The sequence below is a fragment of the Gordonia sp. CPCC 205333 genome (assembly GCF_048537885.1).
In the GTDB taxonomy this organism is placed as follows: domain Bacteria; phylum Actinomycetota; class Actinomycetes; order Mycobacteriales; family Mycobacteriaceae; genus Gordonia.
The window spans coordinates 496,694-520,345 of the sequence record NZ_JBCLVI010000001.1; the positions used below are offsets into that span (position 1 = coordinate 496,694).

Below are 23,652 nucleotides of genomic sequence, written 5' to 3' on the forward strand. Positions count from 1 at the left end.
TCGCCACGAGCGAGTTGTGACCGAATAGAGTGCCGCGGCCTGTAACGCTGCCGGGGCCCGAAATGTATGGAGGATTGACCCGATGCCCATCGCAACTCCCGAGAAGTACGCCGAGATGCTAGCCAAGGCCAAGGAGGGCGGCTACGCCTTCCCGGCGATTAACTGCACGTCGTCGGAAACCATCAACGCGGCGATCAAGGGTTTCGCCGACGCCGGCAGCGACGGCATCATTCAGTTCTCCACCGGTGGCGCCGAGTTCGGTTCGGGCCTCGGAGTGAAAGACATGGTCACCGGTGCGGTCGCACTCGCCGAGTTCGCGCATGTGATAGCGGCGAAATACGACGTCACGATCGCGCTGCACACCGATCACTGCCCCAAGGACAAGCTCGACGGCTTTGTCCGGCCCCTCATCGAGATCTCCGCCGAGCGCGTTCGCAACGGTCAGAATCCTCTCTTCCAGTCGCATATGTGGGATGGCTCGGCCGTGCCGATCGATGAGAATCTGGAGATCGCGCAGGAACTGCTCGCCAAGACCGCTGCGGCGAATATCATTCTCGAGGTTGAGATCGGCGTTGTCGGCGGCGAGGAAGACGGCGTCGAGGCCGAGATCAACGACAAGCTCTACACCTCGGTCGAGGACTTCGAGAAGACAGTCGACGCACTCGGCGCGGGCGAAAAGGGCAAATACCTGCTGGCCGCCACCTTCGGCAACGTCCACGGCGTTTACAAGCCGGGCAACGTGAAGCTCAAGCCGTCGGTGCTCGACGACGGTCAGAAGGCCGCGGCGTCGAAACTCGGCGTCGATGCCGCGACGAAGCCGTTCGACTTCGTCTTCCACGGTGGGTCCGGCTCGCTCAAGAGTGAGATCGAGGAGTCGCTGAGCTACGGAGTGGTGAAGATGAATGTCGACACCGATACCCAATACGCTTTCACCCGCCCAATCGCCGGACATATGTTCGCCAACTACGACGGTGTGCTCAAGATTGATGGCGAGGTCGGAAACAAGAAGTTCTACGACCCGCGCGGCTACTTGAAGAAGGCCGAGGCGTCGATGACCGAGCGTGTCATCGAGGCCTGTAACGACCTCAAATCAGCGGGTCGTTCGATCGGCAAGTAAGCCGCGAAACAACAAGCGCCCCTTGGGAAACCAAGGGGCGCTTTATTGTCGAGTCTGCGCTACGCGGGGTCGCAAACCTTCCAGTCGTCGCCCTGCTTCTGCAGGTTGATCGAGACCGGCGACGTGGTCTGCGGGGTGCTCGTCCGGTAGGCGTTGACCTCCACCACGGCACTATTGCCGCCGGTCACCTTCGCGGCCTTCACCCCGGAGATGTTGACGAGTTCGTTGCGAGTTTTCTGCGACTCGTAGAACTTCGCGAAATCGGCGTCGGATACGCGGGTGTAGTAGTCGTGGCGTTCTCCGCAGGTAACCGACCGCAGGGTCGCGATATCACCATTGTTCTGTGCTTTGACGTAGCTCACGGCGACGTCGGCCGCCTGGTCCGCATCGGCGGGGGAGCGTCCGAAGATGAATCCGAGGACAGCGGCGGCGGCCACGACGACCACGACTGCGGCGGCTACCAACAGCGGCCACTTCCGCTTGGTCTTCTTGGGTGTATCCGGGGTGATGACCTGCGGTTCATGCCCGGTCGCCGGCCAACCGGGACTCGCTGGCGGCTGGCTCGCGGTTGCCGCACCGGCGGCAGCTGCCGGCTTCTTGATGACAGTCGTCGAGGGTTCCAACTTGCGGATCTCCGGCTTGCGGATCGCCGTCGTCGGGGCTTCACTGCCGGCCTCGTCCTTGGCCGAATCGTCCTTCGCGGCCTCGTCACCGTCGGAGTCCTCGTCGTCCTCGTCGGAGGTGGTGTCGGGCTTCTTGATGGCGACGGTCTTGGCTTCGGAGTCGACCGCGTCGGTGTCTGCCGCGTCGTCTGTCGAGTTGGTTTCCGTCTCGGTCTCGGCAGAATCCTCGGAATCGGCCCCAGCATCGTTCGACTCGGTGTCCTCCGGCTCGGCGTCCTCCGACTCAGCGTCCTTCGACTCAACCTCGTCTGCCGCAGTGTCCTCCGACTCAGCCTGGTCCGTCTCGCCGTCTTCGGATTCGGCGGCGTCGGACTCAGTGGAGTCGGACTCGGCGGCGTCGGAACCAGTCTCGTCGGATTCAGCGGCGTCGGACTCGGCGGCGTCGGATTCAGCGGCGTCCTTCTCGCCCACAGGCTCGTCGGTATTATCAGTGTCTGCCGGGGTGTCCTGCGACTCGACGTCGTCGTCGGACTTGGCCTTGGCGGCGGCAGTCGCTACAACTGCGGCAGCTCCCGCGGCGGCGGTTGCCGCGGCGACTTTGCCGGCCTTGCCATCGGAATCGTCAGTGTCCGCGCCGTCATTGTCCGCGGCGTCAGTGTCTGCGGCGTCTACCCCGGTGTCTACGTCTGTATCGGCGTCAGAATCTTCCGCCGAGGAGTCAGGTGCCTCATCCGTTTCTGGGGATGCGGTCTCGTCCGACGTAACCTCTTCCGACACAACCTCTTTCGGATCGGCTGCCGCGTCCGCGACGTCGTCGCTCTCGACAGATTCGGTCGGGGTGTCATCGGAGTCGTTGCCGAGTGCGTTGATCTTGTCGAGGTCTTCGAGATCTTCGGCCTTGGGCAGTTTCGACTTGTCGATGACCATGGTTGCCGAGTCGATGCCGCGGCCACCGCGGGGTTTCAAGGCCGGCTTGGTCTTCTCGGCCTGAGTCTTCTCAGTCTGGGGCTGTTCAGCCGGGGTCGTCTCGGTGTCAGGCTTCTGTGCGGGGGCTGTTGGCTCCGACGGCGCGGTCGCGTCCGACGTCGATTCAACCGGGCCGGACGATGACGGTTCCGCAGGCGGCGCGGCGCGCGTGATATTCGGGGAACCCGGAGTATCGTTTTCGCCGCGGTTGCGGAACGCGGCGATTGCTCGTCCGACCGCTTTTTTGGGTGCGGGGAATCGCTTGGTCTCGTCCGATGGCGCCATACGGCACGTCCTGCCTTCTGTTGAAATCCCGCCGTGCAGCGGTGCGGTCACGCTGAGACGGGGTGGCGCGTGCGCTCACCCCGGGTCGTACCAGCCTATCTAATGATCCGCGGTCCCGACATCGCGGTGGCTTACAGGTCGATCGGTGAGAGTATATGTGGGTGACTTCCTTCGGAGATCTTCTCGGGCCCAACCCAACCCTGCTTACCGGCGATGACGAAGCCGAATCGGACCTGCTTAACAAGGCGGACCCGGCCGATGTCGCCGCAGCGCATCCGACGGCGTCGATCGCGTGGGCATATCTGGCTGAAGCGGCGTTCGCCGGTGTCGATGATTCGACCGACTCCGCTTCATCGAACCAGGGCTACGTCACCGCGTACGCCTTCGCGCGGACCGGTTATCACCGCGGCCTGGACCAGTTGCGCCGCCACGGCTGGAAGGGATTCGGTCCCGTGCCGTGGAGCCACGAGCCCAATCGGGGGTTCCTGAGGTGCGTCGGAGTGCTGGCCCGCGCCGCGCAGGCCATCGGCGAGGAAGACGAGTACCTGCGCTGCCTTGACCTCCTTAACGAGAGTGATCCGGCCGCGATCGGTCATCTCGGGATTGATTAGTCCCATCCGGCCCAGGCTGCATGCCTGGTTTCTGACCTTCCCGGACTCGTTACAGGGACGGTTGCGCCGACTATGGCTATCGGCAGTTCCGATCCTGCAGTGCGCGTTGGCGGCGGGGCTGGCCTGGTGGGTGGCCGGTCTGGTCACCGGCAGCACCGGCCAGCCACCGTTCTTCGCGCCGATCGCCGCCGTGGTCTCGCTTGGCTTATCCCTCGGTAAACGCTGGCGACGTTCATTCGAGCTGGTCGGTGGTGTGGTTATCGGTATCCTGATCGGCGACCTGCTCGTCGCACGGGTGGGTTCGGGTACGTGGCAGATCGTCGTCGTGGTGATTCTGGCGATGTCGATCGCGGTATTCCTCGACGACGGTCCACTAGTTCCGATGCAGGCCGCGTCGTCGGCGACGCTGGTTGCGACCCTGCTACCGCCCGGTGGCGTCGGCGGCTTTACCCGAGCCATCGATGCGCTGATCGGCGGCATCATCGGGATTGTCGTGGTCGCCCTGCTGCCGGTGAATCCCTCGCACCGCGCTCGTCGGGATGCCGCTGGCGTGTTGGCGACCATGCGCGACGCGTCGTGGAAACTCGCTGAGGGATTACGCGACGCCGACGAAGCCAAGGTCTTCGACGCCCTGGAAGACGCGCGCGGTACGCAGACCGCGATCAACCTGATGCGCGCCGATATGGGCGGTGGCCAGGAGGTATCGCGAATGTCGCCGCTGTATTGGGGCTCGCGCGAACGGGTGGAGCGGATATCGGAAACCGCCGATCCCATCGACAACGCGGTCCGCAATTTCCGGGTGCTGTCGCGTCGGGCATTGTCGATGGTCGAGCGTGGTGAAACCCTGTCCGACGACATCGTGTCCATCATCTCCGACTTCGGCTACGCCTTCGACATCCTGCGGGCGATGATGATGGCCGATCCGGGCGAATTTCCCGACCAGAGTGACTCCGCGAAAGTGGTGCGTCGAATCGGCCGCAAGGCCAACCGTGACCTGGTGGTGGAGTCGTCGATGGCCGAGGCCGCGACGCTCGCGCAGGTCCGCTCGATTGTCGTCGACATGTTCATGATCTGCGGGCTCAAGCGAACCTCAGCCATAGCGCAACTGCGGTGAGACGCCGGTTACCTCTAAGCAATCGGTACCGTCGAAGCCAGTGACCGCAAGTGCGAGGACGATAGATGAGTGATACGTCGGTGAACGACGACGAAGTTGAGCAAACCCCACGAGAGTTGGTCGCCGCTCATGCGTCGGCTTTGTTCGAGGGTCCGCCAAATCCAGAAATGCTGGCGTTCGCCCGCCGGATGCGTGACGATTTCGCGAAATTCCTCATGGAGTATCAGTTCGCAGTCGATGAGGTGCTCACCAAGGTGTCTATCTTGCGGCAGGAGTTCATGCATCTGCACTCCTACAATCCGATCGAACATGTGACGTCGCGGATAAAGAAGCCGGCGAGCATCCTGGAGAAAGTCGTTCGGCGTGGCTGTGATCCGTCGCTGCAGACGGTGCGTGAGCAGATCACTGATATCGCCGGGATTCGCATTACCTGTAGTTTCATCGCCGACACGTACCGTGTTCTTGAGGCGATCACTGCCCAGAATGATGTTCGGGTGCTCGCCGTGAAGGACTATATCGAGAATCCAAAACCCAACGGCTACAAGAGTTTACACGCGATCATCGAGATCCCGGTGTTCCTCTCCACCGGTCCGGTGCCAGTGCCAGTAGAATTGCAGATCCGCACCATCGCGATGGACTTCTGGGCAAGTCTGGAACACAAGATCTATTACAAATACGATCGCGCGGTGCCCAGTCATCTCGCGGGGGAGCTGGCCGACGCCGCGGCGATCGCCGAACAGCTCGATCGGCGGATGGAAGAACTGCATACCGAGATCCACGGCGACCGCCTCCTCGACGGCGGCGGCGCGGCACCCGACGATCTCCTGGACGACACCCTGTTGCGAAGGCTCTGGGAACTCTCGCGGGGGCCGGACACCGAGGCTGGTTAGCGCGTTAGGTAAGCCTCACACTTGTCATATATGCGGAAGTACGCATATATTGACCGGGTGGGACATTCACATGAAGGGCATTCGCACGGGCCAAGCGCCGCGGACCTCGCCTCGGGCGGTGCACAGCGTCGAATCTGGCCGATGGCACTGTCGGTGGTACTTATCGGCGGGTTCTTCGTCGTCGAGCTGATCTTCGGCATCATCGCCAATTCCCTCGCACTCATTGCAGACGCCGGGCATATGCTCACCGACGTGGTCGCGCTGGTCATGGGCCTGATCGCGCTCTTGCTGGCCAGACACGGCAAAGCTACCGACGAACGGACCTTCGGCTGGCATCGTGCCGAAGTCTTCACCGCCGTCGCGAACGCGGTATTACTGATCGGCGTCGCGGCATTCGTGTTGTACGAAGCGATCCGACGCATCGGCACCGACCCGGAGGTTCCCGGACTCACCTTGATCGTCGTCGCGCTGATTGGTTTGGCGATCAACGTCGTCGTGATGCTGCTGTTGAAAGCGGATTCGAAAGGGTCGATCGCCGTCCGCGGTGCCTATATGGAGGTGCTGGCCGATGCGTTGGGCAGCGTCGGGGTATTGATTGCCGGCATCGTCACGATGACAACCAACTGGGGTTACGCCGACATCGTCGTCGCGGTTCTGATAGCCGTGTGGGTGGTGCCGCGGGCGGTGCGTCTCGCGCTCGACGCCCTGCGGATTCTCAACCAGCAGGCACCAGCGCATATCGACGTCGACGTCGTGCGCGGCGAATTGGCCGCGATCCCCGAGGTACAGGACGTCCACGACTTACACGTGTGGTCGTTGACCACCGGGATGGACGTTGCGACCGTGCATGTTTCGAGTGATGCCGACAACGACGTCGTGCTGGCAGCGGCAAAGCAGGTCCTGCATCGACATGGCTTGGATCACGCGACCATTCAGGTCGACAGTTGCCGGGCCGGCGCGCGCTGTCATGACGAGCTGACCTGGTAGGCGGCCAGCTAGTCCAGCCCCCGCGCGATCAGCGTCTCACCAAACCCATCTGCCGTGCGCAACGCCGAAATAACAAGTGGCGTAACCATCGTCGACGCCCGAAGTGGCAGGTTTCTTGCGTGCCTTGCCTCCTCGACCTGACGTACTAGTTCGACCATTAGCGGGATCGCGCGGATCGCCAAGGCGAAACCCAATGCCAGCTGCTCGGTGCGGACGCCGACTAGGCGCAGCGGGCTCAATACCCAATTGATCCAGGCGAGCATATCGACCGTTCGAGTGGTGAGGGTTACCGCGATCGCCAACGCGACTGACGAGAGCAGTACGCCGCAGACAACCAGTGCGCGTTGCCAATTCGTGAAAATGAGCTGCAACACAAAGATGAATCCGACTGTCCACAACAAGGGAAGTAGCTGTGCGATCGCGACTTTCGGTTTGATCCAGCCGAGTATGAATACCGCCACTACAATGCCGGCTGCGACGCCGAGGCGAGCTGCAGTGTTCACCCATACGCTGAGGAAAATGATCAGTGCGGCCAAACCGAGCAACTTCGCCCCAACCGGAAGCCGGTGCAGCACAGAATGTCCCGGTTGGTAGATGCCCATCGCGGTCATGTCATGAGCGTCCGGTAATAATCGAGGGCGGGAGCGGGGGCATCGTCGCAGACCAGCTGTCCCTCATCGAGAACCAGGACGCGATCGAAGTCGACGAGGATGTCGAGGTCATGCGATATGACGATCAGTTGTTCGTCGAGACCGGCGAACACCTCACCGAGCATGCGGGTATTGCGCAGGTCGAGTAGCGTCGTCGGTTCGTCGGCGACGATGATCCGCGGCCTGGTCACCAACACCGACGCCAGCGCGAGTAGCTGCTTCTGTCCGCCGGACAGTAGGTGCGACGGGTGGTCGGCGTGACCGGCTAGTCCGAAGCGTGCCAATACATTCGCGACGGTCGCGGCCCGCTCGTCCTTGGTCAGATCCGAGCGCGACAGGGACAGTTCCACATCTTCGATGACGGTAGGCATGATGACCTGACGGTCGGGGTCGGAGAAGATGAAGCCGACATCGCGCCGCACCCGGCGTCGTTGCCGCCCAGTCACATTCACGCCATTGACGCGCACAGTGCCGACGTCGGGCGCGACGAGGCCGTTGATCATCCGGGCCAGCGTCGACTTGCCGCTGCCGTTCGCCCCGACGATACCGATCCGCCGCTCGCTCAGCGTCGCGCTGATATCGCGCAGCACCCGGCGATCGCCGTAACCGTGTGAGACGCCTTCGAATTCGACGGTCGGCGCGGACTCGTCGTCAGTCACTCGGCGGCGACTTCTGAGCTGCCTGCGTCGAAAGTCCTGCGGCGCAACCGAATCGGTGCGATCAGTCCGGGATATCCACGATGTACCTGCTGTGCGACGATCGCTGTGACCGCCGCCTTGATCAGGTCGCCGATGACGTAGGTGCCATTGATCGCAAGTGCCGCACCGAATGTCGCGTCGGTCCGGACCATCAGACCGATCGCGCCGCACAGATACGCAATGCCCATCCCGCCGACCACATTGATAGCGAAACCCCAGATGATGCGATAACGCGGCATCATCGCCGCGGTCGCCAATCCGATGAATAGCACTGCGGGCAGGAAACCGATGAAATAGCCCGCGGTGGCGGAGCTAAGTGCCATCTGACCGTTGCGTCCGCCCGCGAGGATCGGCAGACCAACTATCGCCAGAACCATGAAGATGACAACCGCGAGAGTGCCTTTGCGCGGCCCGAGGATGGCGCCCGCCAGCATCACGCCCATAGTTTGCAGAGTGATTGGGACTCCCGACGATCCGATGTTGATGGTGCCGGGTAAGCCGAGCACTGCGATCAGCGCGGCGAATACTGCGGCCTGCGTAACGTCGGTGACCGAGATCCCTGGCCGGATTCGCGCCGTCATCTCACCTCGAGCTTTCCTCGTCCTGATGTCAGTCAGTCACCATACTGCTGGTCGTCGCAGCAGTCGCAATCAGCCGAATCGGTGGCTGCCGGTGCGGGGCAACAGGTGTCGCCCCGCCACGCGTTGATTCCTTCCCGGACGGCGATGGCGGCGATAACGAGTCCGGCCAGCGGGTCGGCCCAGCCCCATCCGAGCAGGCTGTTCAACAGCAGTCCGGCGAGTAGTACGGCTGACAGATATGTGCACAACAGAGTCTGTTTGGAGTCTGCGACCGCGGTGGCCGAACCTAGCTCGCGGCCAGCCCTGCGTTGCGCATAGGAGAGGATCGGCATGATGGCCAGACTCGCGGTCGCCAGCGCGATGCCAATCGTCGAGTGGTTGGCGGCGAGCCCGACGCCGGCGAGCGACGTGATCGAATCGATTGCGACGTATGCGGCGAGCGCGAAGAAGGAGAACGCGATGAATCGGAGGGCGGCCTTCTCGCGAGTCTCCGGATCCCGCGCCGAGAACTGCCACGCGAGCGCTGCGGCCGAGGACACCTCGATAATCGAATCCAGCCCGAACCCGACCAACGCCGTCGAGGAGACTCGATGTCCTTCGACCAGTGCGATCGCCGCCTCGACGACGTTGTAGGAGATCGTCGCGGCCACGAACCAGCGAATGCGCCGTTTTAACAGGCCACGGCGGCTGGTCGGGGATATGTCGAGATCGTGCGACATCAGCAGCAGCCGTTGGACTCGGCGTCGGGGCAACAGCCAGGATCGATCGCCAACACCAGGCCGAGCAGATCTTCGAGGGCATGGCCAATCCGCTGGTCGGCGAGCTCGTAGCGTGCACGTCGCCCCTCGGGAACTGACACTACGAGTCCGCATCCGCGTAAGCAGGCCAAATGATTCGACAGGATCTGACGGCTGACGCCGAGGTGTTCGGCAAGTTCAGCGGGGTATGCGCCGCCCGCTCGGAGGTGGAGCAGGATTCGGGTCCGTGTCGTGTCCGAGAGAGCGTGGCCGAACCGGGTCAAGGCTGAGGTTGACGTCGCGGCTGTCATGACTGAAGAAAGTACAGATTTGGATGTATTCAGTCAAACGTGAACTATTTGCGGGCGGTGGTCTCGATACACCCGCCTCGGCTAACGCCTCGTCGGGCACTCGACCAGCGGTGGGTGGCTCGCGCCTCGTCGGGCACTCGACCAGCGGTGGGTGGCCTAACCTCTTATCAACTTCCACGGTTCGTGATGTTTGTAGAACGTGCTTCGCTTCACTGGCCGTGTCGCCGCGATGCCTTCTCGTTCGACGATGATCGCGGGCCCGCCCGTCTGTACTGCGCGCCCATTGCGCCAGCCGCCGGGCAACCGCCGCGCGACACGCCCCCGGACATCGCGAAAATCCGGCGCCACCTCGATCTCCACCGCACCCACTTCACCATCGAAGAGTCGCTCGTCGTCGACGATGCCCTCCCCGTAGAGCGGAGCGCCGTCGACTCCGAGGTGGCGGGCCCGGCCGACCAGGACCATGGCCGCATCGTCTCGGATGAGCGTAAGTGATTGTGCTGCAGCGGTTTCGGCGATCGTCCGGCCAGCCGGTCCAGTTTTGAGTCGATAGCGGTGCGTGGCCGGCGTACTGATCGGTGAGGCGTAACCCACCTCGACGTCGAGCCGTTCGGCGATCATCAGTCGCGCGACGACAGCGCCAAAGAATAAGTCTCCGCAGGTATCGCCCAGCGTCGTGACGACAACCCGCGACAGTCCCGGATCGGCGAGCGGCCCGCGCATCAACGCCTTCGCGGCAGCGGTTACCGCGGCCAGATCCGGCTGGGTTTGCGGCTGCTCGATCAGCGCGAATGACACCGGATAAGCCTATAAGAAGCCGCGAACAGCCCAGCGCCGCGTTAGGGTGTCGGCCTTACCAAGTAAGGTTATGCAGGTTGACCACCGACCGAACAGGAGCATGGACAACATGGCTGCGATCGTGCTGATCGGCGCGCAGTGGGGCGACGAAGGAAAAGGTAAGGCGACAGATCTGCTTGGCGGCAGGCTGCAATGGGTCGTCCGCTACCAGGGCGGCAACAATGCTGGCCACACCGTCGTCCTCCCCAATGGCGAGACCTTTGCGCTGCACCTGATTCCGTCGGGAATTCTCACCCCTGGCGTGAACAACGTCATCGGCAACGGCGTCGTCGTCGATCCCGGAGTTCTGCTCACCGAACTGTCCGGTCTCGAAGACCGCGACGTCGACACCACTGGCTTGCTGATTTCCGCCGACGCGCATCTGCTGATGCCGTATCACGTGGCGATCGACAAGGTCACCGAGCGTTTCCTGGGCAATAAGAAGATCGGCACGACCGGCCGCGGCATCGGCCCCTGTTATCAGGACAAAATCGCCCGGGTCGGCGTCCGTGTCGCCGATGTTCTCGACGAGAAGATCCTTGCCCAGAAGGTCGAGGCGGCTCTCGAAGTCAAGAACCAGATCCTCACCAAGATCTACAATCGCCGCGCGCTCGACCCCGAAGCCGTCGTCGAAGAGGTGTTAGCGCAGGCCGAAGGCTTCAAGCATCGGATCGCCGACACCCGGCTTCTGCTCAATCAGGCGTTGGAGCGCGGCGACACCGTGTTACTCGAAGGCTCGCAGGGCACCCTGCTCGACGTCGATCACGGCACCTACCCGTATGTCACGTCGTCGAATCCGACGGCCGGCGGCGCATCGGTCGGGTCCGGCATCGGTCCGACGCAGATCACCACCGTCCTCGGCATTCTCAAGGCGTACACCACTCGCGTCGGCTCGGGTCCGTTCCCGACCGAACTGTTCGACGAGTCGGGCGAATACCTCGCCAAGACTGGCGGAGAGGTCGGTGTGACTACCGGCCGCGCACGTCGAACTGGCTGGTTCGACGCCGTGATCGCGCGCTATGCCACTCGGGTCAACGGCATCACCGACTACTTCCTGACCAAACTCGACGTTCTGTCGAGCCTGGACACGGTACCGATCTGCGTCGCCTACGAGGTCGACGGCGAGCGGGTCGAAGACATGCCGATGACGCAGACCGGATTCCACCACGCCAAGCCGATCTACGAAGAGATGCCCGGCTGGTGGGAGGACATCTCCGGAGCGCGGACCTTCGACGATCTGCCGAAGACCGCGCAAGATTATGTGCTTCGGCTAGAAGAATTATCGGGCGCGCATATCTCCTGCATCGGCGTCGGGCCGGGCCGCGATCAGACGATTGTGCGTAGAGACATCCTCTGATCATGGGCCGGATGAGTCGGGATTACGGATCCATCCTGCTGGGCTCCGCATCTGAACGCGGTGTGAAGCAGCGTGTTCGCATTCAGATCCTGATCACCGGATCGATCGTCGTCGCGAACTCGATCGGCGCTGTCATCGCCGTGGTGCTGGCGTCGGTCGGCATACCCGAACCCAATGTCTTCCAGACCAGAATGTGGTGGATCAACTTCATCGCGGTCCCGGTGTACGTGACCTTCGCGCTGCTGTTCGGCGTGCTGTGGGGCACGATCGTCGTCGTACGCGATCTGCGTTGGTCGATCCGCGATGAGAAGCCAACCGCCCGCGATGCTCGCAAGACCCGTCGGGCGCCGTGGAAACTTGTGATGGTCCAGGCTGTCCTCTGGTTGCTGGCGGCCGCGCTGGCCACCATCGCCTATGGCATCTACGACCCACGGCTCATACCCAAGGTCCTGTTCATCGTGACCTTCAGCGGTGCCGTTGTTGTCGGCATCTCCTACTTGCTCGTCGACTTCGCGATGCGGCCGGTATTGGCCGAGGTGATCAACGCGGGATTCTCCGGACGCAAACGCGCCGGTATGCGGACGCGGGCGTTGATTTCGTGGCTCGTCGGGTCGGGTATTCCGTTGACTGGAATTCTGCTCGTCGGATTGTTCAAGCTGATCTTCGATTCGTTGGACGGCACGAGTTACCTGATCGCGGTGACGGTGCTCGCTTGCATAGCCATCGCGACCGGTCTGCTGCTGACTTTCCTGAACACGGTAAGCATCCTTGGACCGATCCGGAGTGTGCAAACCGGTATGAACCGCGTGCGCGCTGGAAAGACCGACGCCGACGTCGTGGTGTACGACGGTACCGAACTGGGTGACCTGCAGGTCGGCTTCAACACGATGGTGCATGGCCTGCGGGAACGCGAACGTATCCGCGACCTGTTCGGGCGCCACGTCGGGCACGACGTCGCCGAAGCGGCGCTGGCCTCCGACCCAGAGTTGGGCGGTGTGGAACGCACTGTCGCGGTCGTCTTCGTCGACGTCATCGGGTCGACGGCGCTGGCGGCCGAACATCCACCGACCGAAGTGGTGACCATTCTCAACCGGTTCTTCGCGGTGATCGTGCACGAGGTGGAGGAGCAACGCGGACTGGTCAACAAATTCGAGGGCGACGCCGTCCTCGCGATCTTCGGCGCACCTATCGACCTCGACGATCCGGCAGGCGGCGCGTTGGCCGCTTCGCGGCAGATCGCTAAACGACTCGCAGCGGAGGTGCCGGAAATTTCTGCCGGTATCGGCGTTGGGTACGGCCCCGTGGTCGCCGGGAATGTCGGAGCGATCGAACGTTTCGAATTCACTGTGATCGGTGATCCGGTCAATGAAGCAGCCCGACTGTCGGAGCTGGCCAAACGCGACCCGTCGCGGCCAGTCGCTTCGGCGCGGGCCATCGACGCGGCATCGCCGGGCGAGGCGGAGAATTGGGAACGTCAGGAGACGGTCACTCTACGTGGCCGGAGCGAGGGAACGTTGGTATACGCGGCGTTACCTGAAACGCTCGTCGGGTAGCGGTGAAATCTCGTCCCCCTCAGGGGGATTGAAGGGCATATTGCCCTCGGGCACCCTTCACGGGGACGAAAAATCATTCACCCTCGCGATCCACCGAACCCTCGGCGAAGTCCAGGCGCCGCAATGCCATCCGCAACACCTCGTCATCGATCCGACCAGCGTCGCGTTCCTCGATAAACACCGTGCGTTGTACCCGCAGGATCTCGCCACGCATCCGATCGACTGCGGCGGTTGGCGATTCGCCGATCTCATCGACGCCGCGACCGAGCGATTCCCATGCGGTATTGCGTTGGGTCGCAACCCATTTGCGCAAGATCATGATCTTGTGCTGATACGGATCGTCCGGGGCGAGGGTGGCTGCGCGCTTGTCGAGTAGTTCTTCGGCGGCACGTGATGCCTTGTCCTGAGCGCCGGCGAAGGCGAGCCGATCTTGTGCGGCTTCGTCGGCCACGACGCCGAGTTTGCGGGCAAACCAGCCCAATGTCGTGCCCTGGATGAGCAGTGTGCCGACCACAACCACGAAAGTTAGGAACAGGATCTCGCCACGGGCCGGGAACGCCGCGCCGCCGTCGATCGTCAATGGAATGGTGAACGCTGCGGCAAGACTGACGACACCGCGCATACCGGCCCAGCTGACGATGAACATGGACTTGGTGTCGGGCGGCGGCTCGTTCTGCCGGACGCGCCGGAAAATCCGGGGCAGATACGTGACCGGATACACCCAGACAAACCTGGTGACGATCACGACTACAAGCACAACCGTTGCGTCGATCGCGATCCGTACGGGCGACTCGCCGGCGAGGCCGTCGATGAGCGTCGGCAATTGCAGACCGATCAACAGGAATACAAAGGACTCAAGCCCGACGTCGACAGATTTGCGAATCCCGTTGTCTTGCAAGCGGGTCGCGTAGCTGTCGCGGGCCGACCGCTGACCGAGGAACAGCCCGGCCACCACCACCGCGATCACGCCGGACGAATGCAGTTCCTCGGCGACGAAATAGGTCGCGAACGGAACAGCAAAGCCGACTGCGGACTCAAGTGGCGGGTCGACGAGCCGGCTACGGACCCAACTGATGAAATACCCGACGATCAAACCGAGTGCGGTACCGCCGATGGCGGCGACCAGAAACATGAGGACGCCGCGGCCGGCCGATGTCGTCTCGCCGATCGCCGCGGCCAACGCTACCCGCAGCAAGGTGAGGGCGGTGGCGTCGTTGAGCAGGCTTTCCCCGCCCAGCAAGGTCATAATGCGCCGCGGCAAGCCGACCTGTCGACCGATCGCCTGCGCCGACACCGCATCGGGTGGCGCGACGACGGCGCCGAGAACGAATGCCGCCGCCAACGGCAGTTGGGGCAGGAGTAGATGCGCCACATATCCGACGGCGAGGGTGGTGAACACGGGCAGACCGAGCGCGAGCATCAGGATTCCGCGGCGACTGTCGCGGATGGCGTGGTAGCTGCTGTCGATCGCCGCCGAGTAGAGCAGCGGCGGCAGGATGAGGAACAGCACGGCTTCGGGATGCAGATCTATCTCCGGCATACGGGGGATCCAGCCGATGGCCAGACCGACCCCGACCAGGATCAGGGGCGCGGGCCAGTCATATCGTCGTGCCACCGCCGCGACCGACAATGCGACGACGACGGCGATCAAAATCCCGAATTCCACCGGGCAACCCTATGGCATCGGCGGGGCCCGCGGGTCGCGGTATGCCATCGGCAGATGACAAAATGGGGCGGTGGCCTTCTTCAAACGTTCATCGACAGACAATTCTTCGACGCCGCAGGAGCCGGCCGCGCCATGTGATCACCTTGGAACCATCGGTACCGACGTCGCCGAGGACCCGATAGCGGGTGCCCTGGAATGCGCAGGCTGCGTCGCCATCGGCGAACATCACTGGGCGCACCTGCGCCGTTGTCTGAGTTGCGGGTATACCGGCTGCTGCGATTCCAGCCCACGCCGCCACGCCACCGCCCATTTCGAGCAGACCGGCCATCCGGTCATGCGATCAGCCGAACCCGGTGAGAACTGGCGCTGGTGTTATGTCGACGCGCTGACGGGATAATCCCGCCGACGACGGACCTGGGTATCGGTCGTGAAAGCGGCCAGTAGGATCGAGGAATGACCGCACCCCGCCGCGACGCTACGCCGCCCGCCGTGCTCGGAACGCCCCTGACTCCCGCTGCCACCAAAGTGCTGCTGCTCGGCTCCGGAGAACTCGGCAAGGAAGTTGCTATTGCCTTCCAGCGACTCGGCGTCGAAGTGATCGCCGTCGATCGCTATGCCGATGCGCCGGCTCAACAGGTGGCCCATCACAGCGCTGTCATCGACATGACCGATCCGGCAGCCGTCATCGAGGTCATCGAGAAATTCGCGCCCGATTTCGTGGTGCCGGAGATCGAGGCCATCGCCACCGAGGCACTTGTCGACGTCGAACGACGTGGCTTGGCCGAGGTTATTCCGACCGCGCATGCGGTGGTCACGACGATGAACCGGGAAGGAATTCGACGCCTGGCCGACGAGGAACTCGGGCTACCGGTGTCGCCCTATCTGTTCGTCGACTCTCTCGAAGAACTTGCCGAGGCGGCGACGGAGATCGGTTTCCCCTGCGTGGTGAAGCCGGTGATGTCGTCATCGGGTAAGGGGCAGAGCGTCGTTCGGAGCGCCGACGAGGTGACCGCGGCCTGGGAGACGGCTACGACCGGTGCGCGAGTCGCCAATACCAGGCTGATCGTCGAGGGCTATATCGAATTCGACTACGAGATCACGCTGCTCACCGTGCGCGCGGTGGATCCGCAGACCGGCGAGCTCGCGACCCATTTCTGCGCACCCATCGGGCATTTCCAGGTCGGCGGTGATTATGTCGAGAGCTGGCAGCCGCACGAGATGAGTTCGTTTGCACTGGGTGCCGCGACGTCGATCGCGGCGCGCATCGCAACCGCGTTGGGCGACGGGAAACTCGGTGGCCGGGGTATTTTCGGCGTTGAGCTATTCGTCAAGGGTGACGACGTCTACTTCTCCGAAGTCAGCCCCCGCCCGCATGACACCGGCCTGGTCACCCTTGCCACCCAACGACTTTCCGAGTTCGAGATGCACGCCCGGGCAATCCTCGGGCTACCGGTCGACGTCACGCTGGCCTCGCCGGGCGCTTCGGCGGTGATCTACGGCCAGCTGGACGAGAAGGGGATTGGGTTCACCAATGTCGCAGCGGCACTGGCGATTCCGGAGACTGATATCAGACTGTTCGGAAAGCCGGAGAGCTTTCACCGACGCCGGATGGGGGTGGTGACAGCAACCGCCGACGACGTCGCGGCCGCACGCAAGCGAGCCGTCGCGGCCGCCTCGCTGGTGAATCCGGTGAGTACGGCCGCTCCGAAGACGCACACGACGGAGCCGTCGGTTGCGCCGGTGCAGCGACCAGCCGTTCAGCGTCGGCCTCCGCAGGGCGGTCAACAGCCGAATCCGCCGCGCCAGGCGGGCCCCCCGCCGAATATGCCCCAGCCCAATATGCCACCGCCCAATATGCCACCGCCGAACGGCCGTACTCCGATGGTGCAGCCGCATCGCCCCGGACCACCGGCGGGTCCGGCGGGACGTGGACCCAACGGCGGTGCGCAGGCCGCTCCGGGGCCGTCAGGTCCACGACGGCCGGTGCCGCCCAACGCCGGCCCGCGCTAGCGAAACCCGTACCGACAGATGCCTTTCTACGGTGAGTTGGTGGTCGCACTGGCCATCTGTGTCGGACTTGTCGGCATCGTGCTGCCGATCTTGCCGGGGACGCTGCTCGTCGCGGCGTCAATCCTGGTGTGGGCCATCATTATCGGCGGCTGGGCGTGGGCGGTCTTTGCGGTGGCTGCCGCGATTATGGTGGCCGGGGAAGTCGTGAAGTATTTGGTTGCCGGACGCGGTTTGAAATCCGCGGGTGTGCCGAATATGACGATCGTCGTGGGCGGTATCGCCGGAATCGTCGGCTTCTTCGTGGTGCCTGTCGTCGGCCTGTTTCTGGGATTCGTACTGGGCGCGTACGTGTCTGAGTTGGTGCGGAACCGAACTTTCTCGCATGCCTGGCAGGGGGCGGTTGCGGCATTGAAGGCCGTGGGGACCAGTATGTTGATTGAGTTGCTCGGGGCGTTGGTGGCGTCGGGGATCTGGCTCGGCGCGGCGTTCTACTTCTAGCGTCGCGACCCGACCGGGACTATCAGCGGACCGCCCGACACCGGATCTTCGATGATCTGTGAGCGCAGGCCGAAGGCGTCGTTCAGCAGTTGGGTGGTCAAGACTTCGGCCGGTGAGCCGTGTGCGACGATCTCGCCCGAGCGCATCACGAATAGCGAATCACTGTATCGTGCTGCGAGATTCAGGTCATGCAGGACCATGATGACAGTTTTGCCGTGTTCGGTGCGCAGTGTTTGTACAAGGTCGAGGACCTCTATCGAGTGGGCGAGGTCGAGGAAGGTGGTCGGTTCGTCGAGCAACAGAAGATCGGTCTCCTGCGCGAGGGTCAGTGCGATCCATACGCGTTGGCGCTGCCCGCCGGAGAGTGCGCCGACGTGGCGGTCGGCGAGGTCGAGGGTATCGGTCAGTTGCAGTGCGTTGACAATCGCTCGCTCATCTTGAACCGAAGCCTGCTGATACCAGTGCTGATGTGGATGGCGACCGCGTGCGACGAGGTCGAATACCGTAAGTCCATCTGGCGCAATGGGATTCTGGGGTAGTAGGCCCAGGGTGCGGGCAACCGTGCGCGGTTTGATGGTGGTGATATCGGCGCCGTCGAGCCATACCGTGCCTGCCGATGGCCGCAGTAGCCGGGCCATCGTGCGCAATAGCGTCGACTTTCCGCAGCCGTTGGGGCCGATGACGGTAGTGATCGCTTTGTCGGCGATAGCGATGTCGAGGTCGGAGATGATTGGGGGCCCGTCGTATCCGACGGTGAGACCGGTTGCGGCCAAGCGGTTTTGGTGCGCTCCTGACTTGGCGGCCAGATCGGTGGGAGTCGATTTGTCAGTGGTGGTCACGCGATCGTCCTCCTGGACATACGGATCATCAGATAGACGAGGAAGGGGCCGCCGATGGCTGCGGTGACGATGCCTACCGGCAGGCCGTTGGGAAGTACGGTGCGGCACAGCAGATCCGAGGCGAGCACCAGTACCGCTCCGGTCAGTCCGGAGATGATCGGTCCCGGTGTCGGAGTTCGGGCCAACCGCATCGTCACCTGTGGTGCGAGCAAGGCGACGAAGGCGATCGGTCCGGCGGCCGAAACACTCAGTGCCGCAACGACGACGGCCGTCAGCAGGATGATCGCGGTCGTCCGGCTTGTTGACACCCCAAGCCCCCGAGCGACGTCGGTGCCCAGGCTGTACACGCCGATGATGCGCGACAGACAGGCGACAACGCCGATACCGACTACCACCGCGATCAGCGCTGGCCAGACGTCGGCCCAGACCGCTTGCGACACCGAACCGACCAACCAGTGCTGTGCCTGGGCGACGTCGGTGACATCGGCGCGGGTCAGCAAATAGCTGGTCAGTGCCTGCAAGAGCCAGGTGATGCCGACGCCGACGAGCACGATCCGAAACGGATCAAGACCACTGTTGTGGGAACGCCCGGGCCACGCCAGGACATACATCACGGCCGCAGTTGTCAGACCGCCAATGAGTGCGGCGATCGGCGTTCCGACGTCGGCGAGCCACGCACCCCAACTGGTGCTGAAGGCAATCGCGAGTACGGCGGCGGCGCCTGCTCCTGCGGTGATGCCGAGAATGTCGGGTGTAGCCAATGGATTTCGGGTCAGGGTCTGGGTGAGCGCTCCAGATAGGGCCAGTCCGAATCCGACCAGGAGCGCGACTAACTCACGCGGCAACGCAGCGTCGAAGACGACGAAATTCTCGGCGCGACGGCCACCACCGAACAGAATCCGTCCGACGTCGGCGAAACTGAGCGGGTAGTCGTTGACCTTGATCCCGATGATGAACAGCACGATGCAGACCACCACCAGAATCAGACCGGTGACGACCGCGCGCGGGCGAATAACCCACGATGTGCCGCGGAATCGCCGGATCTGGCGCGTCGCGTGAATCGACTTGGGCAGGCGTGGGGGAAGTGTTTGGGTCATACTGTGGCCAGTTTCTGTCGACGCACCATCGCGATGAGGAAGGGCGCGCCGATCATCGCGAGCACGACGGCGACTTGAACGTCCTCCGGCCGTGCGATGATCCGCCCGATGACGTCGGCGACCAACATCAAGATGGCGCCGAGCAGGGCTGAATAGGGGATTACCCATCGATAGTCGGGTCCGGTGAAGGCTCTCGCGATATGCGGGACGACCAGGCCGAGGAAGACGATCGGCCCGCAAGCCGCGGTGGCCGCACCGATCAACAGCGTGATGGCAACGACGCCCGCGATGCGGATCAACACAACTCGTCCGCCCAACGACTTCGACATATCGTCGCCGAGGCTGAGCAGGTTGAGGAAGAATCCGCTTGCCAGAGCCAGTACCAGGCCGATCACGATGAATGGCACACTGGCCCGGAAGACGTCGAAGCTCCGCCCGGCCGTCGAGCCGACATTCCAGAACCGCCAGGTGTCGAGACTTGCGCCGTCCGATAATACGATGCCCGACGAGATCGCCATCAGCAGTGCCGAGACGCCTGTGCCGGCGAGGACGAGGGTCAACGGACTGGCGCCGGACAACGACGCCAGCCCGAACACGACCGCGGCGGCGATGACCGCTCCGAGCATTCCGAAACCCATGAACGCCAGCGGGGTGGAGATGCCGAGCCAGAAAACGCCCAGCACCACAGCGCATGCGGCTCCGGCATTGACGCCGAGGATCCCCGGGTCGGCGAGCGGATTGCGAGTGTGGCCCTGAGTCAAGGCGCCTGCGGCTCCGATTGCCAGGCCAACGACCAGCCCAAGCAGAGTACGAGGCAGCCGAATCCCGATGACGATGCCTTCGGTCTCGGAATAGCCCCTCGGTAGCGGATTGCCGACAATCGAATCCCACACCAGGCCTGGGTGATCGATCAGTGTGTGCCAGACGAATCCGGGGGCCAGGAATCTGTTTCCGATGGCGACCGACGCCACCATGGCCAGCGCGAGGACCAGCAGTAATACGCCGATCCCCGCTATTCGGCGTACGCCACGGTTAGACACAAAGGATTACCTTACCTGAGGCGTGATGGGTCTCTTTCGCACAACAAATTCCCAGACTCGTGTAACGAACAGGTTAGGTTCCGCCGATAATGCAACCAGGAATACCCAGATGTACCAATAGCAACAAAGACTACTCGGTCGGGGACCGCAGATAGCTCTACCTGGGCTTAACGGAAGTTCTACCGGAAGGAATTTCGACATGGTCGCAACAACTAAGAGAATGGTCGTCGCAGTATTGGCGGCAGTCGCACTCGCCGTCGGTATGCTGGCGGGCACCGGCCAGGCCGCCGCCGCCACACCCGGCGAACTGCAGATTCGGGGCGGAGTGGAATGTCACTTTGGACAGCCCGGTCAGCCTTGGAACAACTTCTGGTACCAGTACCGCTGGATGACCGTCGTCAACGTCGGCGGCTCGACGATGTACAACGTGACCCTGCAGGAAGTCGGCGGTGCGACACGATTCGCCAAGTCGATCAAGCCCGGTCAGTCGATGTCGACCTACAACACGAAGACCAAGCGTTGGCAGCGCCCGATCGAGACACGCTGGTTCGGCTGCATCCCGACGTCGATCAGTGGTTACACCTGGGGTGCGACCATCGATAACGTCCTGGACAACTTCGGTTACTGGCGCAGCGACATTCAGCGTCCGGGCAAGTAGGAGTCACCCTCCGCACCCCCTGCATAACAATCATCCCCGACAGCGAATCGCTGTCGGGGATGATTGTTATGCAGGGGGTGCGTTAGCCCTTGTGAACCTTGTCAGGTTCGGAAGCGGCCAGCATCTCTTCGCGCTCAACGACTTTCACACGCTCGCGGCCCTCGGCAGCACCGAGCTTGCGCTCATGCTCGTCGAGTCGGTACCAACCGTCCCAGGTGGTGAACGGAACGCCCTTGCCCTCGAGTAGCGCGATGACAGCGTCCTCGGTGGGGTTCGCCGGTTCCGGAAGTGCACCGTTGGTCAAGTCCTCGACCACACACTGGACGGTCTCGTTGGCATCGCCCTTGGTGTGGCCGATGAGTCCGACCGGTCCGCGCTTGATCCAACCCGTGGCATACATTCCGGGCAGGTGCTTGCCCTCATCGAAGATGCGTCCGGCCTCATTTGGGATCACGCCGGCCTGCTGGTCGAACGGAATCCGCGGCAAGTTGTCCGACAGGTAGCCGACGGCCCGGTAGACCGCACCCAACTCCCAATCGGTGGTCTTGCCGGTCGCGCGCACATTGCCGGTGCCGTCGAGTTCGGTCCGCTCGGTACGCAAGCCAACGACCTTGCCGTCTTCACCCAGAATCTCGGTCGGGTTCTCGAAGAAGTGCAGGAACAGTTTGTGGATCGCGCCCTGCTTGGGCTCGCGGATCGCGTAGTTCTCGATGATCGTGGCGACCTGGTCGGTGATCTTCGAGCTGCGTCGTGCGACGGCTGAACCCTCGTCGTATTCGATGTCCTCGGGGCTGACGATGACCTCGATGGTCGGCGAGTGGTCGAGTTCTTTGAGTTCGAGCGGCGTGAACTTGGCCTGAGCGGGTCCGCGGCGTCCGAATACGTGCACTTCGACGGCCTTGTTGGCCTTAAGGCCCTCGTAGACATTGGCCGGGATCTCGGTCGGCAGCAGCTCATCGCCGGTCTTGGCCAGCACACGCGCGACGTCGAGCGCGACGTTTCCGACGCCGATAACTGCGACCTTCTCCTGCTCGAGGGGCCAGGTTCGCGGGAAGTCCGGGTGGCCGTCGTACCAGGCGACGAATTGTGCGGCGCCATAGCTGCCGTCAAGTTCGACACCGGGGATATCGAGCCCACGGTCGTCGGTGGCGCCGGTGGAGAAGATCACGGCGTCGTAGTGATCGTGCAGTTCTTCCAGGGTGATGTCGGTGCCGTAGTCGACATTGCCGAGCAGACGGACTTGTGGCTTGTCCAGAACCTTATGCAGGGCGGTGATGATGCCCTTGATGCGGGGATGATCAGGTGCGACGCCGTAGCGGATCAATCCGAACGGGGCAGGCATGCGCTCGTAGAGATCGATGCTGACACCGCGATCGGTCAATGAATCGTGTTTCATCAACGCGTCGGCGGCGTAGATTCCGGCGGGGCCGGCACCGACGATGGCCACGCGTAATGGACGGCTGGAGTCGCTCATAGGAGTGGGTGTACTTTCGGCTCGTTATCCTGCGATTTGTTTCGCGAACATCTCTACGTTAAGGCTTCGAGTCGCCTAGAGAAAATTCGGTGTGAGGCTTACCTCACCTAATCATGCTCGACGGTTGCCGCGTGTCGGCGGCTCGCCGTAGCTCGTTAAACTTGGGCGCATGGCGCAAACCGCTGATGACCAGTCTCCACGCAAGACCAACATCTGGCCGTTCGCTGCCGCCGTCATCGTGATCGTGCTGGCCGTCGGCGGGGTGTTGCTGTCCAATGTATTGCGGCCAAGTGATGACCGAGTGTCCGACTCGGCTCAGATCCAGTACGCGATCAACGACAGCTATACCGCGCGCAACAGCCTCGACTATTCCAAATATCGCTCGGTGATGTGCGCAGAAGTCGTTCGCTCCACAGATTTCCCGACTGAGCAGATATTCGTCGACGAGAATCAACGATCGCGAGATACATTCGGCAAAATCTTGATACCGGAGATCGCCGACGTGATGATCGACGGAAACCGGGCAACAGCCCAAGTTCACTGGCATTTCGAAAACAAGGGTTCCGACGCCAAGACGGTGACACCGACGACGGTGATCCGCGAAGGCGATGAGTGGAAGGTATGCAAATGACCTACGCAGGTGATGTGTCCCCCGAGCAGGCGTGGAAGCAGCTCGAGACCAACCCCGACGCCGTACTGGTCGACTGTCGTACCCAGGCGGAGTGGAATTTCGTCGGCGTACCCGACCTCGAAATCCTCGGTAAGGCAACGGTATTCGTCGAGTGGGTGAATTTTCCCGATGGTCAGCCCAATGCGGGTTTCGTTGAGCAGTTACGTGAGGCAGGCATCACCGAGAACAACGAGGTGTTGTTCATCTGCCGGTCCGGTCATCGTTCGATCGGTGCCGCCCATGCGGCCTCCGCCGCCGGAATCGCCAAGGCCTACAACATCGTTGACGGATTTGAAGGCGGCCTCGACGACAGTGATCACCGTGGGTCGGTCGGCTGGCGCGCCGCCAATCTGCCCTGGAGGCAGTCGTGACTTCTTGGCGGT

General features: G+C 62.9%; 25 protein-coding genes. 13 read left to right on the forward strand and 12 right to left on the reverse strand.

The window, feature by feature from the left end:
* Nucleotides 1-82: 82 nt before the first annotated feature.
* On the forward strand, nt 83-1,117 hold the full coding sequence (fbaA, locus tag AAFP29_RS02325) for a class II fructose-bisphosphate aldolase (RefSeq protein WP_419215688.1): 1,035 nt from the start codon (nt 83-85) through the stop codon (nt 1,115-1,117).
* A 59-nt stretch (nt 1,118-1,176) separates the two neighbouring features.
* Here fbaA and AAFP29_RS02330 read toward each other — a convergent pair whose 3' ends face one another.
* Complete coding sequence (locus AAFP29_RS02330) at nt 1,177-2,991, reverse strand: hypothetical protein (protein ID WP_419215689.1); 1,815 nt, start codon at nt 2,989-2,991, stop codon at nt 1,177-1,179.
* Between the two features lie 161 nt (nt 2,992-3,152).
* Between AAFP29_RS02330 and AAFP29_RS02335 the strand changes: the two genes are divergently transcribed.
* The 4 genes from AAFP29_RS02335 to AAFP29_RS02350 all read left to right on the forward strand — a co-directional run bounded on the left by AAFP29_RS02335 (nt 3,153) and on the right by AAFP29_RS02350 (nt 6,593).
* Entirely contained in the window at nt 3,153-3,602 is a 450-nt protein-coding gene (locus AAFP29_RS02335; RefSeq protein ID WP_419215690.1) for a DUF3151 domain-containing protein, read from the forward strand.
* Nucleotides 3,595-4,716, forward strand: a complete 1,122-nt coding sequence (locus AAFP29_RS02340) for an FUSC family protein (protein WP_419215691.1) — start codon at nt 3,595-3,597, stop codon at nt 4,714-4,716. Before AAFP29_RS02335 ends, AAFP29_RS02340 begins: the two co-directional genes overlap by 8 nt.
* 65 nt (nt 4,717-4,781) lie before the next feature.
* Entirely contained in the window at nt 4,782-5,606 is an 825-nt protein-coding gene (locus tag AAFP29_RS02345) for a GTP pyrophosphokinase (RefSeq protein ID WP_419215692.1), read from the forward strand.
* A gap of 57 nt (nt 5,607-5,663) precedes the next feature.
* The gene (locus AAFP29_RS02350) at nt 5,664-6,593 is read left to right on the forward strand and encodes a cation diffusion facilitator family transporter (protein ID WP_419215693.1); all 930 of its coding nucleotides are present in this window, start codon (nt 5,664-5,666) and stop codon (nt 6,591-6,593) included.
* Between the two features lie 8 nt (nt 6,594-6,601).
* Here the strand turns inward: AAFP29_RS02350 and AAFP29_RS02355 are convergent, their stop codons facing one another.
* The 6 genes from AAFP29_RS02355 to AAFP29_RS02380 all read right to left on the reverse strand — a co-directional run bounded on the left by AAFP29_RS02355 (nt 6,602) and on the right by AAFP29_RS02380 (nt 10,368).
* Complete coding sequence (locus AAFP29_RS02355) at nt 6,602-7,204, reverse strand: energy-coupling factor transporter transmembrane component T family protein (RefSeq protein ID WP_419215694.1); 603 nt, start codon at nt 7,202-7,204, stop codon at nt 6,602-6,604.
* Complete coding sequence (locus AAFP29_RS02360; RefSeq protein ID WP_419215695.1) at nt 7,201-7,902, reverse strand: energy-coupling factor ABC transporter ATP-binding protein; 702 nt, start codon at nt 7,900-7,902, stop codon at nt 7,201-7,203. Before AAFP29_RS02360 ends, AAFP29_RS02355 begins: the two co-directional genes overlap by 4 nt.
* On the reverse strand, nt 7,899-8,522 hold the full coding sequence (locus AAFP29_RS02365) for a biotin transporter BioY (RefSeq protein ID WP_419215696.1): 624 nt from the start codon (nt 8,520-8,522) through the stop codon (nt 7,899-7,901). The genes AAFP29_RS02360 and AAFP29_RS02365 overlap by 4 nt, the downstream gene beginning before the upstream one ends.
* Before the next feature lie 32 nt (nt 8,523-8,554).
* Nucleotides 8,555-9,241 carry a cation transporter gene (locus AAFP29_RS02370; RefSeq protein WP_419215697.1) on the reverse strand — a complete coding sequence of 229 codons (687 nt, stop codon included), beginning with the start codon at nt 9,239-9,241 and terminating at the stop codon, nt 8,555-8,557.
* Entirely contained in the window at nt 9,241-9,570 is a 330-nt protein-coding gene (locus AAFP29_RS02375; RefSeq protein ID WP_419215698.1) for an ArsR/SmtB family transcription factor, read from the reverse strand. The genes AAFP29_RS02370 and AAFP29_RS02375 overlap by 1 nt, the downstream gene beginning before the upstream one ends.
* Before the next feature lie 156 nt (nt 9,571-9,726).
* A complete protein-coding gene (locus AAFP29_RS02380) occupies nt 9,727-10,368 on the reverse strand; it encodes a hypothetical protein (RefSeq protein WP_419215699.1) in 642 nt (213 codons plus the stop codon).
* A 109-nt stretch (nt 10,369-10,477) separates the two neighbouring features.
* On the opposite strand from AAFP29_RS02380, the gene AAFP29_RS02385 reads away from it, so the two are divergent.
* Both AAFP29_RS02385 and AAFP29_RS02390 read left to right on the forward strand, forming a co-directional pair.
* A complete protein-coding gene (locus AAFP29_RS02385; protein WP_419215700.1) occupies nt 10,478-11,764 on the forward strand; it encodes an adenylosuccinate synthase in 1,287 nt (428 codons plus the stop codon).
* Between the two features lie 2 nt (nt 11,765-11,766).
* On the forward strand, nt 11,767-13,317 hold the full coding sequence (locus AAFP29_RS02390; RefSeq protein WP_419215701.1) for an adenylate/guanylate cyclase domain-containing protein: 1,551 nt from the start codon (nt 11,767-11,769) through the stop codon (nt 13,315-13,317).
* Between the two features lie 73 nt (nt 13,318-13,390).
* On the opposite strand, the gene AAFP29_RS02395 is transcribed toward AAFP29_RS02390, so the two are convergent.
* On the reverse strand, nt 13,391-14,983 hold the full coding sequence (locus AAFP29_RS02395) for a Na+/H+ antiporter (protein WP_419215702.1): 1,593 nt from the start codon (nt 14,981-14,983) through the stop codon (nt 13,391-13,393).
* A 70-nt stretch (nt 14,984-15,053) separates the two neighbouring features.
* Between AAFP29_RS02395 and AAFP29_RS02400 the strand changes: the two genes are divergently transcribed.
* The 3 genes from AAFP29_RS02400 to AAFP29_RS02410 are packed head-to-tail and all read left to right on the forward strand — an operon-like array spanning nt 15,054 to nt 17,491.
* The gene (locus AAFP29_RS02400; protein ID WP_419215703.1) at nt 15,054-15,380 is read left to right on the forward strand and encodes a UBP-type zinc finger domain-containing protein; all 327 of its coding nucleotides are present in this window, start codon (nt 15,054-15,056) and stop codon (nt 15,378-15,380) included.
* A 56-nt stretch (nt 15,381-15,436) separates the two neighbouring features.
* A complete protein-coding gene (purT, locus tag AAFP29_RS02405) occupies nt 15,437-16,993 on the forward strand; it encodes a formate-dependent phosphoribosylglycinamide formyltransferase (protein WP_419215704.1) in 1,557 nt (518 codons plus the stop codon).
* Between the two features lie 18 nt (nt 16,994-17,011).
* Nucleotides 17,012-17,491: a DUF456 domain-containing protein gene (locus AAFP29_RS02410; RefSeq protein WP_419215705.1), complete on the forward strand. Its 480-nt coding sequence runs from the start codon at nt 17,012-17,014 to the stop codon at nt 17,489-17,491.
* Here the strand turns inward: AAFP29_RS02410 and AAFP29_RS02415 are convergent.
* From AAFP29_RS02415 to AAFP29_RS02425, 3 genes are read right to left on the reverse strand one after another with little or no spacing between them, the layout of a single operon-like run.
* Nucleotides 17,488-18,330 (reverse strand): ABC transporter ATP-binding protein, encoded by an 843-nt coding sequence (locus AAFP29_RS02415; protein ID WP_419215706.1) that lies wholly within the window; start codon nt 18,328-18,330, stop codon nt 17,488-17,490. The two genes, AAFP29_RS02410 and AAFP29_RS02415, sit on opposite strands and share 4 nt — an antisense overlap.
* A complete protein-coding gene (locus AAFP29_RS02420; protein WP_419215707.1) occupies nt 18,327-19,427 on the reverse strand; it encodes a FecCD family ABC transporter permease in 1,101 nt (366 codons plus the stop codon). The genes AAFP29_RS02415 and AAFP29_RS02420 overlap by 4 nt, the downstream gene beginning before the upstream one ends.
* Complete coding sequence (locus AAFP29_RS02425; RefSeq protein ID WP_419215708.1) at nt 19,424-20,467, reverse strand: FecCD family ABC transporter permease; 1,044 nt, start codon at nt 20,465-20,467, stop codon at nt 19,424-19,426. Before AAFP29_RS02425 ends, AAFP29_RS02420 begins: the two co-directional genes overlap by 4 nt.
* 199 nt (nt 20,468-20,666) lie before the next feature.
* On the opposite strand from AAFP29_RS02425, the gene AAFP29_RS02430 reads away from it, so the two are divergent.
* On the forward strand, nt 20,667-21,125 hold the full coding sequence (locus tag AAFP29_RS02430; RefSeq protein WP_419215709.1) for a hypothetical protein: 459 nt from the start codon (nt 20,667-20,669) through the stop codon (nt 21,123-21,125).
* An 82-nt stretch (nt 21,126-21,207) separates the two neighbouring features.
* Here the strand turns inward: AAFP29_RS02430 and AAFP29_RS02435 are convergent, their stop codons facing one another.
* A complete protein-coding gene (locus AAFP29_RS02435) occupies nt 21,208-22,599 on the reverse strand; it encodes an FAD-dependent oxidoreductase (protein WP_419215710.1) in 1,392 nt (463 codons plus the stop codon).
* A gap of 169 nt (nt 22,600-22,768) precedes the next feature.
* Between AAFP29_RS02435 and AAFP29_RS02440 the strand changes: the two genes are divergently transcribed.
* Both AAFP29_RS02440 and AAFP29_RS02445 read left to right on the forward strand, forming a co-directional pair.
* Nucleotides 22,769-23,230 carry a hypothetical protein gene (locus AAFP29_RS02440; protein WP_419215711.1) on the forward strand — a complete coding sequence of 154 codons (462 nt, stop codon included), beginning with the start codon at nt 22,769-22,771 and terminating at the stop codon, nt 23,228-23,230.
* Nucleotides 23,227-23,640 (forward strand): rhodanese-like domain-containing protein, encoded by a 414-nt coding sequence (locus AAFP29_RS02445; RefSeq protein WP_419215712.1) that lies wholly within the window; start codon nt 23,227-23,229, stop codon nt 23,638-23,640. The genes AAFP29_RS02440 and AAFP29_RS02445 overlap by 4 nt, the downstream gene beginning before the upstream one ends.
* Nucleotides 23,641-23,652: the final 12 nt, after the last annotated feature.

Bases quoted from the DNA above. Each gene is read 5' to 3' on its own strand.
- fbaA (WP_419215688.1), top strand. From the start codon at position 83: ATGCCCATCGCAACTCCCGAGAAGTACGCCGAGATGCTAGCCAAGGCC.
- AAFP29_RS02330 (WP_419215689.1), bottom strand. From the start codon at position 2,991: ATGGCGCCATCGGACGAGACCAAGCGATTCCCCGCACCCAAAAAAGCG.
- AAFP29_RS02345 (WP_419215692.1), top strand. From the start codon at position 4,782: ATGAGTGATACGTCGGTGAACGACGACGAAGTTGAGCAAACCCCACGA.
- AAFP29_RS02355 (WP_419215694.1), bottom strand. From the start codon at position 7,204: ATGACCGCGATGGGCATCTACCAACCGGGACATTCTGTGCTGCACCGG.
- AAFP29_RS02365 (WP_419215696.1), bottom strand. From the start codon at position 8,522: ATGACGGCGCGAATCCGGCCAGGGATCTCGGTCACCGACGTTACGCAG.
- AAFP29_RS02370 (WP_419215697.1), bottom strand. From the start codon at position 9,241: ATGTCGCACGATCTCGACATATCCCCGACCAGCCGCCGTGGCCTGTTA.
- AAFP29_RS02375 (WP_419215698.1), bottom strand. From the start codon at position 9,570: ATGACAGCCGCGACGTCAACCTCAGCCTTGACCCGGTTCGGCCACGCT.
- AAFP29_RS02385 (WP_419215700.1), top strand. From the start codon at position 10,478: ATGGCTGCGATCGTGCTGATCGGCGCGCAGTGGGGCGACGAAGGAAAA.
- AAFP29_RS02390 (WP_419215701.1), top strand. From the start codon at position 11,767: ATGGGCCGGATGAGTCGGGATTACGGATCCATCCTGCTGGGCTCCGCA.
- purT (WP_419215704.1), top strand. From the start codon at position 15,437: ATGACCGCACCCCGCCGCGACGCTACGCCGCCCGCCGTGCTCGGAACG.
- AAFP29_RS02410 (WP_419215705.1), top strand. From the start codon at position 17,012: ATGCCTTTCTACGGTGAGTTGGTGGTCGCACTGGCCATCTGTGTCGGA.
- AAFP29_RS02420 (WP_419215707.1), bottom strand. From the start codon at position 19,427: ATGACCCAAACACTTCCCCCACGCCTGCCCAAGTCGATTCACGCGACG.
- AAFP29_RS02430 (WP_419215709.1), top strand. From the start codon at position 20,667: ATGGTCGCAACAACTAAGAGAATGGTCGTCGCAGTATTGGCGGCAGTC.
- AAFP29_RS02435 (WP_419215710.1), bottom strand. From the start codon at position 22,599: ATGAGCGACTCCAGCCGTCCATTACGCGTGGCCATCGTCGGTGCCGGC.
- AAFP29_RS02440 (WP_419215711.1), top strand. From the start codon at position 22,769: ATGGCGCAAACCGCTGATGACCAGTCTCCACGCAAGACCAACATCTGG.
- AAFP29_RS02445 (WP_419215712.1), top strand. From the start codon at position 23,227: ATGACCTACGCAGGTGATGTGTCCCCCGAGCAGGCGTGGAAGCAGCTC.